Consider the following 20175-nt stretch of genomic DNA (forward strand, 5'->3'; position numbering starts at 1 on the left):
TAACAGAACAGATTTTGTGGTTCCTACCTACATAGACGAAATGAGTTGACCAATACCGCACACTTTCTTGCGTCACACTTCGCAACAGGCCGACCGCCCGGCGTCCCCGATCGCGCCCCGATCGCAAAGACCCCCTGAGCCTCACTGCGCATCGTCGACACGATCACCGCTCACTCGCTAACGCCTACACGTTCGCCGATACGACTAATCGTGAGCGTGCTCATGGTCCTCTTACAACATGTTACTTTTTGTGACACAAATTCAATGATCTGATAAATCGGTCACGTTTTTTTGAACTATCTGCCTTACCGCTTCCGGGCATTCATCCACCCGGCTTGCCTCTCTTTCCAGAACGCCTGCTCGGCGGTCAAGAGGCCCATTATCGAGATCGGAGCGAAACGAAAGGAGGGGCGCAAATGTATTGCGTCCCTCAGCGCGCCAAAGCGATCCTTCCCCGCTATTGCTCCTGCTCTACGCTGCGTCGCTCGGCATCACTCAGATGCGTCAACCCTGTCAGGCGTGTCATCTGTTGTGCGCTGAGTCGCCCATGCCCGATAACCTGAAGGGAACTGTCCGGGTTGTAGCTGACCTGTCCCGACTTCCCCTTTTTGCGATAACCGTCACCGCCCGTATCCCCAAGGCCTTCGACCTCAACCGTAATGGTCCAGCGACGCTGTCCGACTCCCGAGAGCCCTTCGTACTCCGGACCTTAAGCACCTGAATACGTAAGGAAGGACGGGCGCGGCGACGTTACCCCGGTGATGGACGGGCTATATCCCACCCAGCTTGCTCTGTTCCTCCCCGGTCAGATTGGCACGCTGGGTATCGCCCGGTGCGCCGAACCCAGGAAACGTTCCCGCTCCACGCTTTTCTCTCAAACTTTGGGATCGTCATCGCTTCCGCTCACGCTGCAAGTTAGTCGCAAAGCGGATACGTGGAGAAGATAAGCGTGGTTCGCCCGTTGATGGCGGCGCCCGGTGCCTGATTGCAAATAACGACGGCCACGATCAAACCGGCCGCGCATCATAGCGGCAATGCGTGTCATTTTTTTGCCGGATGTTCCGTACCATTTTGCGAACGACATTTGTCACGCCAGCCGGCATGTCTGCCTCTACCATAGATGCATCCACGCTACGCGCATGACACCCAGCGCGTTGCAGAGTCGATGTAGAGGAGCAACGATGCACCAGACGAACCGCAGTCAGGCAAGGGTCCCGAATCGGGAACGGGGTATCGCCATCGTAACGGTATTGCTGGTTGTGGCACTGGCAGCCACGCTGGCGGCAAACGTAGTGTGGCGTCAACTGGTCGCGGTGCGGGATCTCGAGAACCTGCGCCTGAACGTTGAAACAATGTGGGCCGAACGCGCCGCAGTGGAGTGGGCCCGCGCGACGCTACGTGCGCAGAGTGCCACCTCTAACGTCACCTACGACGGGCAGCTGTGGTCTGCCCCGGTCAAGGACGTTCAGCTCGCCGGTTTCCTGCCGCTCGAAACCATTGCGGTCAACGGCGAACTCGCCCAGGCCTGGATTTCCGGCGAGGTCGAGGATGCGCAGGCGAGATTCAACCTGCAGAACCTCGTGTCCCGGCCAGGCCCGGGTCAGCCCTGGCAGATCAATGCCGATGGCGTGCAGGCATATCGTCGCTTGCTGGGCGAGCTTTCGCTGAATCAGGGCCTGGCCCAACTCACCGCCAGCTACATATTGCGCTCGCTGGGTGACGGGAACGGCGCTGGCGGCTGGCCCATGCAACTCGTCTCAACACAGGACCTTGCCCGCATCCCAGGGTATGACGAGCAGGTCGCGCGGACGCTTTCGCCTTTCGTCACAGTCCTGCCTGACCTCACCATGGTCAACGCCAACACGGCGGCCGAGCCGACTCTCGTCGCGGCGATTCCCACCCTCTCCCGCGGTCAGGCACATGAGCTGGTCGGACGGCGCACCACGGGCTACTTCATCAGCACCTCCGACATCGCCGAGGTGCTGTCCGCAACGAGAACGACCGCGGAACTGCCATCCGGCTCGCTCGTGGGCGTCAACAGCGGTTATTTCATCGTGCACTGCAGGATTCACTCGGCGAGGATCAATACACGCCTCGACACGCTGATCGCCCGGTACGGCATTGGCAATTTCAGCTGGACCTCCGTGATCTGGGTCCATCGCCTCGCAGGCTAGTTGATCGACGGCTCACGCGCGGGTCCGCGTCCGGCCGATTGCGGTCCCGCGTGTTCGGCTGCGAGCCGATCAAGGATGTTCTCGCGTCTTTCGGCCTTCATCCGGTTCCAGTCTTCAACGGAAATCAGGAAAGCGATTGCCTGGCCATACTTCGTCACCATCACCGGCGACTCAGCGGTATCGCGCAAGACCTTCGACGGATTACTGCTGAATTCGCGCGTGGCCATCGCAATGAACCGCTGGCCGGATAGCGGCTCGTTGTCTGGATCCTCTCCTTCCTCCCTGCGAAACATGACATCGAGTGTCGCAGCCCGCAGGATGGCCTTCGTTTCCGGGGACGCCGTGGGTTCGCGCCTCTGCTTGTGTGCGCTACGAGGATCAACGTGAGCAGCAATTTTTCTCAGGATGTCGCCTAGATCGCCCGGCGCAAGTTGGTCATAGCGCCGCCAGAATTCGGCCGGCACCGCGATCATCACCCCCGCGTATGTGGCCCTGATACCCGTCGCGATGTAATGCGGCAAACGCTGGACTTCGCGCGTATCCAGTTCCTGCTCGCGGCTCACTGTGCGAACCATCGTACTCAGTACGTTATACGCAAGCGCCGCCATGCCAAGTGCCAGAGGCGCAGCCCGGGGCCGCCCCAATGAAAGGATCTCGCCCTTGAGCACCAGCTCGAGCGGTACGGACAGCATCTCGCTCCAGCTTCGGCAGGACAGGCTCGCGACTTCTTCGGCGGTGAGCTGCGAGGCCGGGACATTCGTCAGGATCCGTATGACCTCGCCGCCCTCCACACTCGAACCATTCGCACGCACTTCGATGCGTCTTAGAACGAGCGACGCGCCCGAGTCATCCGTGGTGCTGACCGGCTGTTCGTATACGGCGCCCATCTCGATACGGCCCTTTCTGACGGGACGGCCTGCCTCGATCTGGTTCGGATTGCAGCCACGCTCCTGCACGATAAAGGCGCTGCTGCGGCGCTGCCAGCCGGTCACTATCGCGTGAGTACTGAAGTTGCGATCGATGATCCAGAGCTCCCCCGGCTGGACCGAGTCCAGCAGAGCCCCTGCGTTCACCTCCTCCTGCGCCCGACCCTGCTCGCACGGCACCAGATCGACGATCATGGCGACCTCCGGATCGTAGACAACGAACGGTACTACGGTTCGTACGCCCACCCCCAACCCGGCTTGAGGCATGAGCGTGTGCACGCAGCCCGACGGGCCAGGTGAACATTTTTCGCCTTTCGGCAAATGACTTCCGTCCACAATCCTCAATCGATAACCGCTTGCCGTCACCGGCCGGTTGAACATCAACGGCTGCACTAGTGGCGACAATCGCTTGACGCTCTCACGCGCCAGTACTCGGGCCCACCCGGGCCGGGTCCGGCTGATCCTGTCGTGCAGCGCGGTGATCGCGACGGGCAATTCCGGGGCAGCTCCCGCTGCGGCACGCACCGTATACCGCAATCCCGAAGCAATCATCGACATCAGTTCCACCGTCGCGGAGAACAACGACTCCCGGACATGCTGGCCCTTATCCACCTGCACCTGCTCGAACAAACCGTCGATCCATTCAGGATCAAGTGCGCGTTGCAATGCCAGGCGCGCCATCACGGTTATCGGGCTATGCTCTACAAAGCGTTCGATTACTGTGCGTGTCACCTCGTTGCCCCGTCTCTGTTTAGTAAAGTGCGAAGGTGCTTTGGCCTGATTACTGCGACGGGGATCAGCCCTCATCCATCCGTCCAGCCCCTTGTCTGTCACATTCATTTCACGCGCCGCGTCTGGGTTCGCGCGCCATGCTCACGGGTAACCCATGCGCCCGCCCTGCGAGCGTGAGCGTACTTCCGGGGACTCCATCAAGCTCGCCGCCGCCTGCGTGCCCCGGCGAGCTTGACTATCGATTTTCAACGCCACACTATCAACCTGCGGCGCCGTACCGGGACGAGCAGAGCGACGCGGGTGCATCCGCTCAACCTGGATCTTTAAGGAGCACGCATGTTCGTCGATCCACGCGTGGCGCATGGTCGCGCAAAGTTCGAGCTCAACCGATCCCCGCGGATGTTCGCCGAGGAGCGTCGCGGGAAGATCACGGAAGTCATTGTGAAGAGTCTCGAGGACTTCACCGGGACGCCGAACCGGCGCGGCCTCATGCGGCTGCTTGAGCGTCAGGTTGCGCCCAGGCTCGAACGCCTCGGTCTGGAGCCCTATGTTGGCGCGCTCGGCAACCTGGAAGGTCTGTTCGTCAATTTCACCACCATGAGCACCGAGCACGGACTGCGCGAATTCCAGTTGCAGCTGAGCGTCCCCGACATGGCCTTGAAAAGCTTCGCGACCAATATCATCAAACCGCACGCCGTTGCGCGATGCATGCAACGCAATGGTGTGATGTCGCTCATGGAAATCGAACGCGAAACCAGCACCGCGTTCGTGTTTGCGCGCGCATTCCGCCCGCTCGCAATGCTCGAAAAATGGAAACAGGCAGCTGTTCCGACAAGCAGTGGTCTCTTCGTCGGCGAAATGTGCGACAACGACGACATCTATCTGAACACCTACATCCGGCCTGTCATCAGTGACCGTCCTTCGCGCTGGAGCAAATTCGCGGCGCTGTTTTCCACCATGCCGGACTGGACAACCGCCCAGATCCACGAGGGAAGTGATCTGCTGCAATGGATAATCGACCATATACGCGCCTTACGAGAAACCGCACCTTTGGCCGAGCGCTTTCCATTTCTGCTCGACCCTTATCAAGGCATCAACGATCCACTTGACGCAACCTGGAATGCCGCGCATGCAAGCGCCGACGCCCAGATGACCTCACCACCACAGCCAACGAACAGCAAGTAATCGAATACATTGCCTGCGCAACGCCAGCCTCCTGCGCAAAGCTTTTCTGTTTACTCAATGGCCCCTCAAAACAGCCACGATCGAACTTTCTCTCACGCGCAAACGCTGTCCACGTAAACAAGGTCGAACCGGATTGCCCTATCCCGCAGATTTTTTGAGCTGCGATAACTGGCACCCGCCAGGCACCCGTTGCCAGGCGCGCTGGACAGGCGCAAGGATGATCTCGTTTCGTTGGAGGAGGCCAGATAGCGAGGGAGAGAGAAAAGACGCGTGGCTACCCGACTAATCGGGTAACACGGAGAGGGAGTTGGCAACCTTAGGCATTCGCCGTGCACACACTGCGGTGCGTTACGCAAGCATGCCGCTCCAGGTTGGAGACAAGGGAAAAGTAAGCTTATCCGCCTCTGCGGCGGCGCGTCAGCGCCATGGCTGACCGGCACGAACGGCACGTGTAATGGTTCGACCCGTGGCCACCGTCATTACGGTTTTGAGTATCCGCCCGCCCATTCCGCCTCCCCCGAGGCTTGACGCAAGCGGCACAATCCTGGCCGCCCAGTACACCCAGTGTGTTCCATACCCACATCACGTCATGCGCAACCCGCGCATGCTCGTCACTTTGCGCACGCCAGCGCCGAAATGCATCCAGATCCGCAGGCGTGGCACCGCCCGAACGCAGCCAGAGCAGCCAGTGGATAGCACCCTCCTTGATCCTGTCGGACACCGCCTTCGTCGGACTGCGAGAAGCACTTGCATCGGGAATTCTCATGTCACTCCTCACCCGTGGAAGACCGGGCATGAGTTCGCAGGCGTCGCACACACCGTGGCGGGCCAGTCAGGCTGCTGCGTATCACATGCGAGCCGCATCAGGCACGAAGATGGAAACCGGCGCACTGATGGACCGTCGATTGACGGATCTCTATGAGGTATGTCGGAACCAGCGGCGGTAAGCCGCAAAGGTATGCGCCACTGAAGCGTCACTAAAGCGCCGCGGAGGGGCTAGCTAAGCAGCACGATATTGCCGGGCAGTTTCGTGACATGTGCGCCGTAAAGCTGACCGAGCATATTAATGACATCGTCGAGCTTGGCGATCGGGAACTGCGCCTGCATGCGATTCTCGCCCAGGGCCTCATTCCGCAAAATGACTTTCCCTCGCCGGTAGCGATTGATCTCGTCGACAACCTGCGCCAGCGGCACACCATTGAAGACCAGTACGCCTCGGCGCCATGCGGTGACGGCGCTCGGATCGACCTGGGAAACAGGGTGCACATCCCGGTCGTCGTAGACCACTTGCTGCGCGGCGACCAGGGTCAGCCGCTGGCGGGGATGCTCGAACGCAACCGAACCCGATATGCAGGTCACACAAACGTCGTTGCCAGTGCGCCGGACGTTGAAACGAGCGATCTGCGCCTGCAGCCGCCCCACGCCCGCCACCACCACGACCGGGCGCACCGGGTCGGACCGACCGATCGATGGCGCGGCAGCAACGATCTCCGCTTCGCCCGCCAGCAGATCAACGCCACGAAGCGTCTGCCGGGCGGGCAGGATATCAAGCCGGGTCTGCGTGTTCATCTCGACCACCACCCGCTGCGAAAGCGACACGCGGCGTTGCTCTCCCGTGCCGGTACGATAGTCCGCGGCGAAATCGCCCAGCGCCGGCCACAGTTGCAGCGGCGGGCGCAGCGCCAGCCACGATGCGCCCGCCGCCACCGCAAAGCCCACGAATGCCCGCCGTCCCGGGCGCAATGCTTGCGCGCGACCTGCGTTACCCGTCCACATGTTGCCGGAGGCCCGTTCCTCCTGTGCGATTTCGGCGGCTGCCGTGCGCAACGAGCTCCACGTATCGCGCAGCAGATGCGCCGTCTGCGGATTCTCGTCACACCACCGCTGGAACGCTTGCACGTCGTTCGAGCTCATGTTCCCCGAGCGCAGCCGCAGCAGCCATGCACTGGCTTGAGCATGCAATTCGCTCGCGGCGTTATCCTCAGCTTTAATCATCGACAATGTAGTCAAAATTTTCGCGGCCCGCTTCTCGAACCAGCGTGCGGATCGCCCAGTTCGTGCATATGTTCGAGACAATACTTCATCGCCGCGCTCAGCTCGCTCTCTACCAAACGTAGCGAAATACCAAAACGCTCAGCGATCTCCCGATTCAACTGCCCATCCACGCGCGCAGCCAGCAAAATCGCCCGGCGGCGAGGCGTAAGACCACGCAGTATACCTTTCAAAGTCTCGACTTTGAGACGCGCCGCCACGATCCGCTCGGGGTCGGCAAGTTCGTCGGGCAACTCGAGCAGTGCATCGACGTCCTCCTCATGGCGATGACGCCGCTCACTGCGGTGCTGGTCGATGGCAACATGGTTCGCCATCCCGAGAATATACGCATCGGCGTTCGCCACTGGCGCTGCGACATTCGCGTTTTCCAGGCGCAGCCAGGTTTCATGCAAGGCCTCAGTCGCGCCATCTTTTGATCCGGTCCCGCGCTCAAGCCGCTTGACCAGATATGCATAGCGCGAAACCAGGATCTTTTTTAGTTGTACACGGCTGCTCTCAGACATGGCCGCTAACCCTGTTTGTCAGATTGTGGGCAGTTAATATGCACGCCATTCCCAGTTGGCCGCAGCAGAATGGTGACCGGCTCTGCAAGGCCGGCCGGTGGTGCCGAATCAAGACTCAACGTGCGCATCGCCCGCAGGATTGCCGCGTCTCGCGACCCCAGGCCTGTCGACGTCACGACATCCGCAGCGACTACTGTCCCCTGGTCGTCAATACGGAGCTGCGCCACCAGTCGATACTTTCCCGGACGCGTCGTTGGCAGTGCACATAAAGCCTCCGTCAGGCGCGCCTGGACCATTGCCGCATAGGCCAGCTGGTCACCGGCGTCCGTGACACCGTCGATCGCCAGGTGATCGTCCGTTGCCTCGGGGCTGACCGCCGGCACTGCCGGCGACACCGCTGGCAGGGCAACGATGAGTGCCTCGTCGGGCCCTGTGAATCTGGCCTCAAGCCCGGTGCCAAGCAGCGCGCGCTGGAGCGCTTCCCGGGGCAAAAAATCACCCATTACCGGCGCGCTGACACGCCCTTCGAGCAGGGGCGCAGGAGCAAGCACGACCAGTTCGGTCATACGGCCAAATGCCTGAAACATCTGCGCGAGAGGCTGCATTGGGAGATCGAAATGTACCGTACCGGCGAACGAATGATCCCCTCGGCCACCCTCCTGCGCCTGCGCGTTCCGTATGATCAGGGTGCAAAGCACGAGGCATGCCGCCAGCGCCAAGACACTGGTCGGTGTCCGTGAGCCTGTCATGAATAGAATGCCGGAAAGTGAGATTGCGGCGCGCCGTCGTAGCAGTCCCCGCGATGGCACCGATAATGAAGCTGGACGACGTATGCTAGAAACAGAATGTGACAATTGCAAGTCAGTCTGTTAAGCAGTCTCCGAAATTGAAGTTCCACATCGGCGGGGCATCCGCTCCCCTTTCCGGCTCATTGATCCGCTCATTGATCCGATGCCGGCTCCAATGTCACAGACACCGTCGCCAGCCCCAGTTTCTCCTCACCGGTCACCTGTGCATTGACCACCCGAACGTGGTCTTCGCGTCGTACCTGGTCAAGCCACGACATCCACGCACCGAACGGTGCGTTCTTCACGTCGACCTGGACGCCTTTGCCAAGCACGGCAAGCTGCGCCTGCGCGATCCCCGCCTGCGAGAGCGAGGTGGCAAGCGTATCGCGCAACGCGACGCCCGCGGGCGCGCGGACTGCGGCCACCGCTTTCAACGCGCGTGCCTCGTCGGCCTGCACCTGCACCTCCGCAAGCTGCACTTCGAGCTGCGGCAGATTCGCCGCAATCTTCGCTCGCCCGTCATACGCAGGTGCCCACAGCACGTTGTAGACGAGCGCCGCGATCACGAGTGCCCCGCCTCCTGCGAGCAGCTTTTTTTCGCGAGGCGCGCGCGCCTCGAACCACTCCGTCAGCGCGGCTTTGATTGCGTGGGCCTGACTGTCCATTTGCCGTTGTCCTCCTGAGCGGACAGGCCCTGCGCCGTAAAACGGCGAGTGAGCGCATCCTTGTCGATATCGGTACCAGGTTTGAACGTCATGTCGAGCGCACCGCCGCTATAGTTCAGCCCGGCGATCGAGCTCGACGGAACCGGGCCTAGCGCGTGGGCCACGCCCGCCGCCAGCGCCAGAAAATCATCCGCACGCAGCTCGCCCACCGCGCCGCGCATGCGAGCCAACTCTGCCGCCATCTGCGCGTGTGGATCGAGAACGACGGTCGTACCGGGAAATGCGGTTTTCACCAGTTGTGTCATCTGCCCATTCAGCGCGTCTCGACGATGACGCAACTGGAACCATTGCACATTGATCGCGACGATCGACACCGCCAGCGCCGCCGCAACGAAGCCGAGCGACACACGCCAGGGCTTGAGTCCGCCCGCCCCTGTGCGACCGCGCCCCGCGTTCGCAAACTCGAACTGGCAGAGGTCGAAGCGACAGGCAAGCGCTTCGCGGGCGACAATCGTCCACGGCAACGCACGTGCCGCCAGAGGAAAGGCGGTTCCCGGGTGCCACGGCTCGCTGGCACGCACATCAGCCCCGGCCTGCGGCTCGCTATGTGACCCAAAACGAAATCCGCCACCTGCCCCGGTGTTGGGCTCACTATCCGGCTGAGTACCAGATTCCATCACAAGCGAATAGACCATTAGCGTCTGGCGCTGTGCCAGCTCGGCGATAGTCGCGTCCAGTTGCGCCGCATTGACACTCATCCCGAAACCGAGCGCGCCCTGCCTGAGCGCCAGTTCCACCCACTCTGCGTCATCGACCCACGGGTCTGCGGACGTTCCACCAATCTTGTTACGTCGCACGATTAGCGCACTCATCGCGTCAGCAGTTGCTTCCGTGCTCGCGCCTCCTGGAATATTCTCTCCGCCATCGACACTCGTGCCGCCCTCGGCGGTCACTTTGCGCTCAACGTCGATCTGCGTCGTGTCGCCTGTCCTACCGCTTGTCCTGGCGCTTGCGGGACCGCTCACATCGTGTAGTTGCGTCAGCGAGTCCGGAGCTTGCTGGGGCCGTGACACTTCAGGCAGTGGAATGCAGTGGATCAGCGGAACCGCGCGCAGCCGCCGATGCCCGTTCTCGCAGAACCGGTCGATGACCGAGGAGAACCAATCGCGATCGATAACGGCCACACACCGCTCACCGGTCGCAAGCGGCAGCGGGTCGATCGCGATATGGCAATGCTGCGCGTCCTGGATCAAATGCTCCTCCACCACATTGGGCAGCACGCGGCGCAATCGCGGGCCGGTCACCGGCGGCAGCTTTGCGTTGAGCAGCAGCGTATCGCGCGCGGCCACGACCAGCACTGTCACATCCGCTTTGGGCAACGCGTCGAGTAATGCGCTGCCGGCGCGCAGCGCTGCACCCTTGCGGTCAAGCAGCACAAACGGCATCGGCGTCGCTTCCCAGCCGCGCGGCGCGAGCGCGTCGCTGGACGGCAGCAGCACGATCAGGCTCGACATTTGCACTCCTTACTTCGATGGCGTGCACGAGTAGCGAAGCCGCAATACCGCGGCGGCCCGCTGCACTGTCGATGACCGTAACCACGCCCGCCTATCCTCTGACTCATGGCCGGTGCACAGCAAAGTTGCCAATGCCCGTTCCTATAACCTGCAGTTGAACGGCGCCTGAATCCAGCGTCACGGTAACCGGCACGTCGACGCTCTCGTCGCCGAAGACGATGCGAGGCGTCGTCTCGCCACTACCCGTGTAGCGGATCGAGACACTCGTCACGTCGGTACCCCAGCGATGGGGCGCGAGCAGTTGGTCGACAATCGGCTGCCAGGAGCCGTTCTCGGCGCGTTGATAGAACCGGTAGCCACCGTCGACCGGTTGCCACGCAATCGATGCGGAACGGATCTGCGCCTCATCGTCCGCTGCTTCAAGCATGGTCGCAAGACGGTGCGCCTCCTCGGCAAGATCGGTACGGCGGTTGCGCGTGGGCGCAAGCGCCACGACCGTCACGAGCAGCCCGGCGATCACCAGCACCACCAGCATTTCCAGCAGTGTAAAGCCTGCCGACGAACGACGCGGGCCACGCAGGAGTCCTGGCAATCCGAATGCTCCATGCCATCCCCGCGACCACGCATCGCTACTATTGCCACGAGCCAATGTCCGCATCGTTGCCCTCCCCGCCCGCCTTGCCGTCTGCGCCGTAGCTGAATATATCGATCGCGCCGTGCACGCCCGGATTCAGATACTGGTACGCATTGCCCCACGGATCGCTTGGCATCCGTTCAAGGTAGCCACCGTCCTTCCAGTTGTTCGGTATCGGGTCGGTCGTCGGCTTTTCGACGAGCGCACGCAACCCCTGGTCGCCGGATGGATAGCGTCCATTGTCGAGCCGGTACAGGTTGAGCGCCTGCATCATCGTGCCGATGTCCTGCTTCGCTGCAACGCGCCGCGCCTCGTCCGGCCGGCTCATGATCTTGGGCACAATCAGCGCGGCCAGGATCCCGAGAATCGCTATCACGACCATGATTTCGATCAGCGTAAAACCTCGCTGCGCGCGACATCGTGATCGATAGTCCAAATGATGTACACCCGGCATGTTCAAATCAGTCATCATGGATTCACCTTTCCCGTCCGAAAATGAAAAAACGCCATACGTCGTCGCGCGCGCTACCTGTGTCATCGGACGCGGCGCATCGCTCAATGTCCGATGGCACGTTACTCAACCGCATCCAGACCCGTTCAATCTCACCTAACCGGACCCGCACCATGCTTCGTTCCTTCCTGCGATCATTCCAGTCACCGACCGTACCCGCGTCGGTCGCGGCCATCGCCCTGTTCGCTGCGGTCCTCGCCTGGTGGGCCTGGATTTTCCTCGCACCGGCGCCCGCAGCGCTCGCCCGTCCGGCGCCACAGACTTCCATCGACGCCTCGGCCGGCGCGACACTGTTCGGCGCGCAGCCTGATCACGGCAAACATGACGCCGTGCAACTGCTGGGAATCCTGTCCTTCGATCCTCATCATGCGGCGGCCGTGGTCAGTGTCGGAGACGAGGCCGCACACGTCGTGCGCATCAACGGCCAGGTCGCCGATGCAACTACGTTGAGCGAAGTCCGCGCACACTCGATCGTCGTCGAGCGCAATGGCGTGCAACGCGAGATCACCCTGCCGGCCGTGCAAAACCCAAGTGCGTTCGTGCGCTAACGGTACGCGCACGGGCAAGGCACGCACCGCGGGCTCGTACACCGCAGGTGCGTGTCGCTGGACCCTGACTGTTGCCTGCGTGCCGGACACGTCACTGCACCAGGTTGTTCAGTTCGATGATCGGCATCATGACTGCAAGCACGATCACCAGCACCACCCCACCCATCGCGAGAATCAGCAACGGTTCGAGCAGACTGGTCAGAAACATGGTCCGGCGTTCAAGCTCGCGTGACTCGCCTTCGGACGCACGGTCAAGCATTGTCGTCACGTCGCCCGTCGCCTCGCCTGAGCGGATCAGATGCACCAGCACGGGTGGGAATGTCTTCGTGTTGCCCAATGCTTTGGAGAGCGAGGTGCCCTCGCGCACGCGCACGATCGCATCTTCGATATTGCCGTGCATGGCGCGATTGCTAAGGGTCTCGCCCGCCGCCTGAAGCGCCCGGAGAATCGGCACACCGGCGGCCGTGAGAATGCCGAGCGTGCTCGCAAAGCGCACCGTGTTGTAGCCACGCACCAGCTTGCCGAAGAGTGGCGCGGTCAGTACCCACCGGTCGAACCCCAGGCGCGGGCCGGGCTGCGCGAGAATCTGCCGCACGGACCAGATCACGACGACCACCGCGATCAGCGTTGCCCACCACCAGTGACGTACATAACCCGAGAGCGCCATCATCATGATGGTCAGAAACGGCAATTGCTGCTTGGTGCTGGCGAAGACGTTGACGACCTGCGGCACCACGTAGCTCAGGAGGAACGTCACGATGCCGAACGCAATCAGCGTGACGACCGCGGGATAGGTAAACGCAAGCACGATCTTCTGCTTCAGTGCGTTGCTTTGTTCAATGTAGTCGGCCAGGCGCGACAGCACGAGACCGAGCTTGCCGGTATGCTCGCCCGCGGCGACCAGCGCCCGATAGATCTCCGGAAAATCCTTCGGGTGCTGCGTGAGCGCATTGGCAAACGAATGGCCGCCAAGCACCTCGCCGCGAATCGCTGCCATGAGTTCACGGATGTATTCGCGCTCTGATTGTTCGCTGAGCACCGCGAGCGTTTCATCGAGCGGCAGCCCCGCGATCAGCAGGCTCGCCATCTGGCGTGTCAGAATCGCCTGCTCACGTTGGGAGAGCCGTTTGCTCGCGGCCAGCCGCTGCGAGTGCGTGCCGCGCGCGCGGGCGCCAGCCGCCTCGACAATCATCGGCGTCAGCCCCTGGGTGCGCAACTGGCTGCGCGCGCCACGCGCGCTGTCGGCGTCGAGCACGCCTTTTTTCGTCTTGCCCGCCTGGTCGATTGCTTCAAAACGGAATGCCGGCATCGTTATTCTCCGCCTGTCACGCGCAACACTTCTTCGAGCGAGGTAAGCCCCGATGCAAGCCACCGGTTGGCATCCTCGCGCAGCGTGCGCATGCCCTGCGCACGGCCCGCAGCCAGAATTTCCGCATCAGCCGCATTGCGGTGGATAAGCGGACGGATCTCGTCGTCGATCAGCAGCAGTTCATAGACGCCACGTCGTCCCGAATAACCCGAGCGCCCGCATTTCTCGCAGCCCACCGCATGCCACTTCGCTTGTGCCCCGTCTCCCAGTTCGATGCGGGTCGCCTTGCACGCCGTGCACAGCTGGCGCACAAGCCGCTGCGCGAGGATGCCGAGCAGAGATGACGCGAGCAGATACGGCTCCACCCCCATGTCAGCCAGGCGAGTGACAGCCGACGCGGCGTCGTTGGTGTGCAGCGTGGCGAGCACCAGGTGGCCCGTGAGTGACGCCTGCACGGCGATCTGCGCGGTTTCCAGGTCGCGGATTTCACCGATCATGATGACGTCCGGATCCTGCCGCAGGATCGAGCGCAACGCGCGCGCGAAGTTCATCCCGATGCGCTCGTTGACCTGCGTCTGGCCGATGCCGGTCAGGTCATATTCGATCGGATCCTCGACCGTCATGATGTTGGTCGTCGCCGTTTCAAGCCTCGACATCGCTGCATACAACGTGGTCGTCTTGCCTGAACCGGTCGGGCCCGTGACCAGCACGATCCCGTGCGGACGGCCTATCAGCGTGTCGAACTTCGCAAGCGTGTCGGATGCCATGCCGAGCGTTTCGAGGTTCAGGCGCGCGGCATCCTTTTCCAGAAGACGCAGCACCGCGCGCTCGCCGTGGCCGGTCGGCAGCGTCGAGACGCGCACATCGACTGGACGGCCGCCAACGCGCAGTGTGATCCGGCCATCCTGCGGCAGCCGTTTTTCGGCGATATCGAGCTGCGCCATGATCTTGATGCGCGAGATCAACGCGCCGTGCAGTGCCTTCTTCGGGCGCACGACATCGCGCAAGGTGCCATCGACACGAAAACGCACCACGGAGGACGTTTCGAACGGTTCGATGTGGATGTCCGACGCGCCTTCGCGTGCCGCCTGCGTGAGCAGTGCATTGATCATGCGGATGATCGGTGCGTCGTCTTCCGACTCGAGCAGATCCTCGATCTCGGGAATGTCCTGCATCAGGCGCGACAGGTCGACTTCGCCTTCCACTTCGCCGATGACCTGCGCTGCGCCGCCGTCCTGACGCGAGTATGCGGTGTTGATCGCTTGCGCGAGTTCGTCGGGCGGCACGCGTACGAGCGTGAGCCGTCCAAAATTTCGCGCGACTTCGGCGATCGCAGGCACCGGCGTGCGTTCGCTGATCCAGACTTCAAGCGTGTCCGCGTGCTGCTTCATGATCAGGATCTGGCCCGCGCGCGCAAAGCCATAAGGCAACATGCGCAACGCTTCGGCTGTCGCAGTCGGCCGAGATCCGCTGATGCTGTTGAGTTCGTTCACGACCGGCGTTTCGGGTGTCATGGCTGTTGCCGTCCAGGGCCCGCAGGTTGCGAAGAATCGGCGACAGGCGCAGTCGGCTGCGCCGGCGGCAGGTTCGCCGGTATTGCACCCGCCCCGCCGGAACCGCCGTTACCGGCGGGAAGTACACCGCTCACGCCGTTGTCCCCTCCTTCCGCGCCAGGCGTCGCGCTGGCTGGATCTGGCCGCGTCATCCTGTTCAGGTCGAACATGCTCTGGGCTGCCGGCACGCCCTGTCTGGGCCCCGGTGAAACCGGAGGCAGTATCGGGATATCGTGATCGCTTTCAATCCGGTTATCCGACTGGAAGTCACTGGTTTGCTGGCGAAGGTGGTCGTAACGATTTTCAGCAATGCTCGCACTCGTGCCGCTGTCGCGCACAATCACCGGGCGCAGGAACACCATCACGTTGGTCTTGGTGCGGTTCTTGTTCTCAGCCCGGAAGAGCGAACCGATAAGCGGGAGGTCTCCCAGCAACGGCACCTTGTTGTTGCCGTCCGAATAGTTATCCTGAATCAGACCGCCAAGCACGATGATCTCGCCGTCGTCCGACAGCACGGTCGACTGCACCGAGCGCTTGATGATCGTCACACCGCCTGGATTGTTCGTGGATGTCGGGTCGACCGACGAATCCTCCGAATAGATCTGCATCTTGATCACGCCACCTTTGGTGATCTGCGGCTTCACATGCAGCACGATGCCCACGTCCTGACGGTCAAACGTGTTGAAAGCATTCACGCCGGTACTCGTGTTAGCGGTAGGCGTCGCGTATGAGCCGGTTACAACCGGCACGTTCGAACCCACCACGATCTTCGCCTCTTCATTGTCGAGCGTGATGAGGTTCGGCGAGGACAGGATGTTCGCGTTGCTCGACGTCGCCAGCGCCTGCACGAGAGCGCCCAGCCCGAAGAACTTTCCGAAGTTGTGAATCAGGCCGATGTTGACGCCGTTGTTCAGCAGTGTTGTCGTCGCTGCGGCCGACAGGTTCTGACCTATCGTCTGGCCTTGCGCCGTCAGGTTGACGATGCCCTGGCTCGTCGATGTGGCGAAATTCGTGCCGCCGACAAGTGCGTTGTTGCCGTTGCTCGACTGCAGCGCACCCTGCCATTGCACACCGATATTCGCGGCCGACGTCGCGCTCATTTCAACGATCATCGCTTCGAGATAGACCTGCGAGCGCCGGGCGTCGAGCTGATCGATCACGTTGCGAATGTTCTGATATGCAGGCTCTGGCGCGGTGATGACAAGAGAATTCGTCGCCGGATCAGCCTGGATCATGCCGCCCGCCCCGTTCTCGTTGTCGCCCCCTCGCGCGCTAGCAATCAGTCCGCCCTGGCTGCCCGACGCACCACTCCCGGAGCCCGAGCCGCCAAGACCACCTGACCCGCTCGTGCCGCTCGGCAATGGCGGTAAGCCAGGCGTGCCGGTCGACGAACTGGTGCCGCTGCTTCCCCCAATCCCACCGTTGCCCTGACCGAAACTTTGTGCGCCCGATTTATCCGAATCGGAACCGGTGCCCCCCGACTGTCCCAGCATGCCCCGCAGAACCTTCGCAAGATCGACAGCACTGGCGTTCTGTAATCGCACGACGTGCATGTTTCCGGGCACGCGTGTTGGTGCGTCGAGCTCGGCAATGAACGCTTTCGCGTCCTTGATCCGCGAGGGATCGCTCGCCCGCAAGAGCAGCGCGTTGATGCGGGGGTCGGCTGTGACCGAAACCTTGAGCGTGGCGTCGGTGTTGCCGATGCCATTCGGGTCGAGCATCTTCTGCACGATCGGCGCGAGATCCACTGCGCTTTCGTGGTTGAGTGGAACCACCGCGATCTTTTGCGAAGAGCCTGAGTCGATACCCACGATGATTGCAGCAATCCGTCGCACGTTATCGGCGTAGTCGGTGACCACAAGCGTGTTGTCGTTCGCGTACGCAGAGATAGCATTGTTCGGCGTGATGAGCGGACGCAGCACCGGCATGAGGTTCGTGGCTGACTCGTTTCTCAACCGGAAAACCTGCGTGATCACATTGTCGCCATGCGCCTGCGGCGTATTGCCGACATAGGTCGGCACGCCCTGCAGTTTTGCATCGGCCTCCGGTACCACCTTGAGGATGCCGTTGTCTCTCACAAGCGCGAAACCCTGCATGCGCAGCGCGGCCTCAAGGCTCTTTAACGCCCGCTCCTTGCTGACCGGGTTATCGGACACGAGGTTGAGCTGCCCCTTGACCCGTGGGTCGACAATGATCGTTGTGTCCGTTGCCGCGCCAATCGCCTTCGCCACCTGACTGATATCGACATTCGAAAAGCTAAGATTGACCTGCGCTTGTGCCATCTGCGCAGACAGTAGGCTGGTGACCAGCATCACACAGACAACATGATGACGGCGGGAGCGGGAGCGTGTGCGTGTCATAGACCTGGGTTCGATGCCGGCACGACAGGCGGGCCGAGACGGACGCGCCTGCTGCGTGCATCGATCACCCGAAGCACACCCCGCAAGACAGCGTATGGTTTGCTGATCCGTCCCGTTGCGTTCGACACAGGCGGATTCGCCGGGCAAAGACTAAGCAGCGGACCGGATCAAAAGTGTGACAGGTGTTGGGTACCATTTTTGCGGCCGCATTGAATGCGGGGCGTTCATCCTGAATTCGCTCCTTGATTACGCATCAAAACCCAGCTTGAATCGATTTCACACAACATCGTTCGTTAGTTCTCGCTCACAAACCGGGCATCGTTGATAGGAGATTTTTTTATAAAATCACTCTCTCGCATGGATTCCGTAATTCGGTGTCGTTATTTGTATATGCATAAAAATGCTACGAACACTTTGTCGCAAAAGTGACTTAAATTATATTAGCGTCATTGATTCAAATTTCTTTCATATAGCACTGTCGACGCAGCGAATCTGCATTCGGGGCAAGGGCGTCGTTTAACGAGTCTGAGCTAAAACTATGCACAGCGTTCGGTGCGCAAGCGATCTGTCTCAACGACCTTAGCAGCGAGGCTGGAAGACTGAATCGCTTTGAAGTGTTCCAACCTCGGCATATTTTAATAAATCCTACTCACAACACGCCACCTGCAATTACCAAAAGCTCGTCAACGCCTTTTCCAATAAAGCTTCCACTGATTTCCACCCTTCTTTCGATAACGACAGCACAAAATGTTGGGTACCTTCGGTTATCAAAAATTCACACGACTAAAACGAAATACCGTCTAAATTAATCGGGCAGTCAACGCACTGACGTGACTGCAAAAGCTGGCTTCCCGTTAATCTTTGCTCGAAGGAATTCTCATGAAATCCAGTAAGCGCAAGATCTGTCAAGCTGTAGCACTTGTTATCTCCGCTTTGGCCGCTTCGGCTGCCATGGCTCAAACGGCTCCTGCCCTGCTCGGCGGTGGTTCTTCGCTGGTCGCCCCGACGATCGGTTCGGAAATCTCGGTCTTCCCGTCCACGGACGGCACGGCCCGGTACTTCTCCGTTGGCTCTGGCAAAGGTCAGACCGCCTTCCTGAAAAACGACAACACGCAGTTCGGTACGGGGCTCACAGGCGCGGTCGATTTCGCCAACAGCGACGCACCGCTGTTGGCCTCTCAGGTGTCGGCTTATACGACAACCGGCGGCCTCGGTGTCACCAACGGTCCGCTGATCCAAATCCCGTACATCGTCACGCCGATCACGATTCCGCTCGTGAACGCGCCGACGGGCACGGGTCCGGCATTCACGGGTAGCACGACGCCGACCGTCGCCCTGAACGACGACGATCTGTGCGGGATTTTCTCTGGGAAGATCGCGAACTGGAGTAATGTACGTAATCCTGACGCCACCGCCACGAACGGCATCTCGTCGTTCTATCCCGCTGGCGCAATCACGGTCGTCTATCGCGCGGACGCCAGTGGCACGTCAGACCTGTTGACGGCCCACCTTCATCAGGTCTGCAATACGACGAACACCGCCTCTACCGTTTCGTTCACGGAAACGCAGAGCTTCGCAAGCCTGTTCCCGTCGTCGACGCCGCCGAGCAACTTTGTGTCTGCAACGGGCAGCGGCGGCGTAGCTGCCGCGCTGGTTGGTTTCAAAACTACCACCACCGCCGCAATCGGCTATCTGAGCCCGGACTTCACGAATACGTTCCTGGCTCCTTCCAGCACACCTGCTCAGACCAACAACCTGTCGGTAGCCAGTCTGGCTAACTCGCACCTGACGGGTACCGGCAACGCGAACGACGTGCTTCCGACGTTCGGGAATGCGACGACTGCAGTCGGGACGGTTGCGGCTCCGGGTACTAAACTGCTTGCCAAGGTGCCGACCAACTGGGTGCCGAACGCCAGCAATCCGACGGCGGGCTACCCTGTCTCAGGAACGAGCCAGATCATCGTCAGCCAGTGCTATGCGAACGCAGGGTCCAACAGCCCGACTCCCGCGCTGGCGGTGGTGGACTTCCTGAACCTGCACTACGCAAGCCACGCCGCGATCCTTCACGGCAATGGCTTCGATACGGTGCCGTCGAGTTTTGTGACTGCGATCAACAACGACTTCCTGAGTAACGGAAGTGCGTTCAATCTCGACATCGGCAACACGACCGTCTGCTCGGGAACTGTGACGGGACGCTGATCGGCAGTCCGTAGAAACTTTCCTTTGTAGAGTTACGTTACGGCCCTGCATTTCGGGGCCGTAACTTTTATGCCGGATCTAGTCGACCAGTTCCAAATCCTACATAGAAACAGGCGTCGCCCATTCCGCAGGGTCCATCAGAGGTTAGCAGCGCGAACCATCTACTGTTCACTGGTAACCGGAGCACTTAAGAGCTCGAATTGAGCTAGTCCGAATTGACTCACCGTTCCTACCTTCCTGGCAAAGGCATTCGCGCACGACACGGCACTAACCGAAACCCGGAAACGCCCACGGATCGCGCTCAGTGCCTATGCCGTGGTATTACCTCGACCGGGATCGCCCGGCGAGTTTGCATTGCGCATAGGCGCCATGCTACAAGGCGCTAATCTGCGCCGCCTAATGGACGTTCACCTTTCGCTAGGTTAGCCGTCAGTACGCATTCGCCAAAGCTCACATCGCTCGTCAAGGCATCAATTGCGCAGCGCCCAAAAGTCCCTTGTTGCGTTAGGTTCTCACCGACCC

At 61.1% G+C, this 20175-nt stretch carries 16 protein-coding genes; 4 read left to right on the plus strand and 12 right to left on the minus strand.

Features of this window, described 5'->3' with window-relative positions; all coding sequences use genetic code 11:
* Positions 1–1181: 1181 nt before the first annotated feature.
* Entirely contained in the window at positions 1182–2174 is a 993-nt protein-coding gene (gspK, locus tag EOS_RS17845; protein ID WP_047847996.1) for a type II secretion system minor pseudopilin GspK, read from the plus strand.
* On the opposite strand, the gene EOS_RS17850 is transcribed toward gspK, so the two are convergent.
* Positions 2171–3832: a type II toxin-antitoxin system Phd/YefM family antitoxin gene (locus tag EOS_RS17850; RefSeq protein WP_047847997.1), complete on the minus strand. Its 1662-nt coding sequence runs from the start codon at positions 3830–3832 to the stop codon at positions 2171–2173. The two genes, gspK and EOS_RS17850, sit on opposite strands and share 4 nt — an antisense overlap.
* A gap of 489 nt (positions 3833–4321) precedes the next feature.
* Here EOS_RS17850 and EOS_RS17855 point away from each other — a divergent pair, with 489 nt between their 5' ends.
* Positions 4322–5017, plus strand: coding sequence for a hypothetical protein (locus tag EOS_RS17855; protein WP_235442862.1), 696 nt, complete (start codon positions 4322–4324; stop codon positions 5015–5017).
* A 394-nt stretch (positions 5018–5411) separates the two neighbouring features.
* Here EOS_RS17855 and EOS_RS44625 read toward each other — a convergent pair whose 3' ends face one another.
* The 8 genes from EOS_RS44625 to gspG all read right to left on the minus strand — a co-directional run bounded on the left by EOS_RS44625 (position 5412) and on the right by gspG (position 11627).
* Positions 5412–5783, minus strand: a complete 372-nt coding sequence (locus EOS_RS44625; RefSeq protein ID WP_075645364.1) for a FecR/PupR family sigma factor regulator — start codon at positions 5781–5783, stop codon at positions 5412–5414.
* Between the two features lie 230 nt (positions 5784–6013).
* On the minus strand, positions 6014–7012 hold the full coding sequence (locus EOS_RS17860; RefSeq protein ID WP_047847999.1) for a FecR family protein: 999 nt from the start codon (positions 7010–7012) through the stop codon (positions 6014–6016).
* 11 nt (positions 7013–7023) lie between these two features.
* Positions 7024–7572 (minus strand): RNA polymerase sigma factor, encoded by a 549-nt coding sequence (locus EOS_RS17865; protein WP_047848000.1) that lies wholly within the window; start codon positions 7570–7572, stop codon positions 7024–7026.
* A gap of 5 nt (positions 7573–7577) precedes the next feature.
* Positions 7578–8321 (minus strand): STN domain-containing protein, encoded by a 744-nt coding sequence (locus EOS_RS17870; protein ID WP_047848001.1) that lies wholly within the window; start codon positions 8319–8321, stop codon positions 7578–7580.
* A gap of 191 nt (positions 8322–8512) precedes the next feature.
* The gene (gspM, locus tag EOS_RS17875; RefSeq protein WP_047848002.1) at positions 8513–9025 is read right to left on the minus strand and encodes a type II secretion system protein GspM; all 513 of its coding nucleotides are present in this window, start codon (positions 9023–9025) and stop codon (positions 8513–8515) included.
* A complete protein-coding gene (gspL, locus tag EOS_RS17880) occupies positions 8989–10539 on the minus strand; it encodes a type II secretion system protein GspL (RefSeq protein ID WP_047848003.1) in 1551 nt (516 codons plus the stop codon). The genes gspM and gspL overlap by 37 nt, the downstream gene beginning before the upstream one ends.
* A 103-nt stretch (positions 10540–10642) precedes the next feature.
* The gene (locus EOS_RS17885; RefSeq protein WP_047848004.1) at positions 10643–11131 is read right to left on the minus strand and encodes a GspH/FimT family pseudopilin; all 489 of its coding nucleotides are present in this window, start codon (positions 11129–11131) and stop codon (positions 10643–10645) included.
* Between the two features lie 40 nt (positions 11132–11171).
* Positions 11172–11627 carry a type II secretion system major pseudopilin GspG gene (gene gspG, locus EOS_RS17890; protein ID WP_047848025.1) on the minus strand — a complete coding sequence of 152 codons (456 nt, stop codon included), beginning with the start codon at positions 11625–11627 and terminating at the stop codon, positions 11172–11174.
* 170 nt (positions 11628–11797) lie between these two features.
* On the opposite strand from gspG, the gene EOS_RS17895 reads away from it, so the two are divergent.
* Entirely contained in the window at positions 11798–12232 is a 435-nt protein-coding gene (locus EOS_RS17895; RefSeq protein ID WP_047848005.1) for a general secretion pathway protein GspC, read from the plus strand.
* Between the two features lie 91 nt (positions 12233–12323).
* Here the strand turns inward: EOS_RS17895 and gspF are convergent, their stop codons facing one another.
* Genes gspF through gspD form a run of 3 tightly spaced genes read right to left on the minus strand, consistent with a single transcriptional unit; the run spans position 12324 to position 17454 of the window.
* Entirely contained in the window at positions 12324–13541 is a 1218-nt protein-coding gene (gene gspF / locus EOS_RS17900) for a type II secretion system inner membrane protein GspF (protein WP_047848006.1), read from the minus strand.
* Positions 13542–13543: 2 nt separating this feature from the next.
* Entirely contained in the window at positions 13544–15055 is a 1512-nt protein-coding gene (gene gspE, locus EOS_RS17905) for a type II secretion system ATPase GspE (RefSeq protein WP_082163406.1), read from the minus strand.
* A complete protein-coding gene (gene gspD, locus EOS_RS17910) occupies positions 15052–17454 on the minus strand; it encodes a type II secretion system secretin GspD (RefSeq protein WP_047848007.1) in 2403 nt (800 codons plus the stop codon). Before gspD ends, gspE begins: the two co-directional genes overlap by 4 nt.
* Positions 17455–18333: 879 nt before the next feature.
* Between gspD and EOS_RS17915 the strand changes: the two genes are divergently transcribed.
* Complete coding sequence (locus tag EOS_RS17915; protein ID WP_047848008.1) at positions 18334–19653, plus strand: substrate-binding domain-containing protein; 1320 nt, start codon at positions 18334–18336, stop codon at positions 19651–19653.
* Positions 19654–20175 lie beyond the last annotated feature (522 nt).

Origin of the sequence: Caballeronia mineralivorans PML1(12) (assembly GCF_001028175.1) — a bacterium.
In the GTDB taxonomy this organism is placed as follows: domain Bacteria; phylum Pseudomonadota; class Gammaproteobacteria; order Burkholderiales; family Burkholderiaceae; genus Caballeronia; species Caballeronia mineralivorans.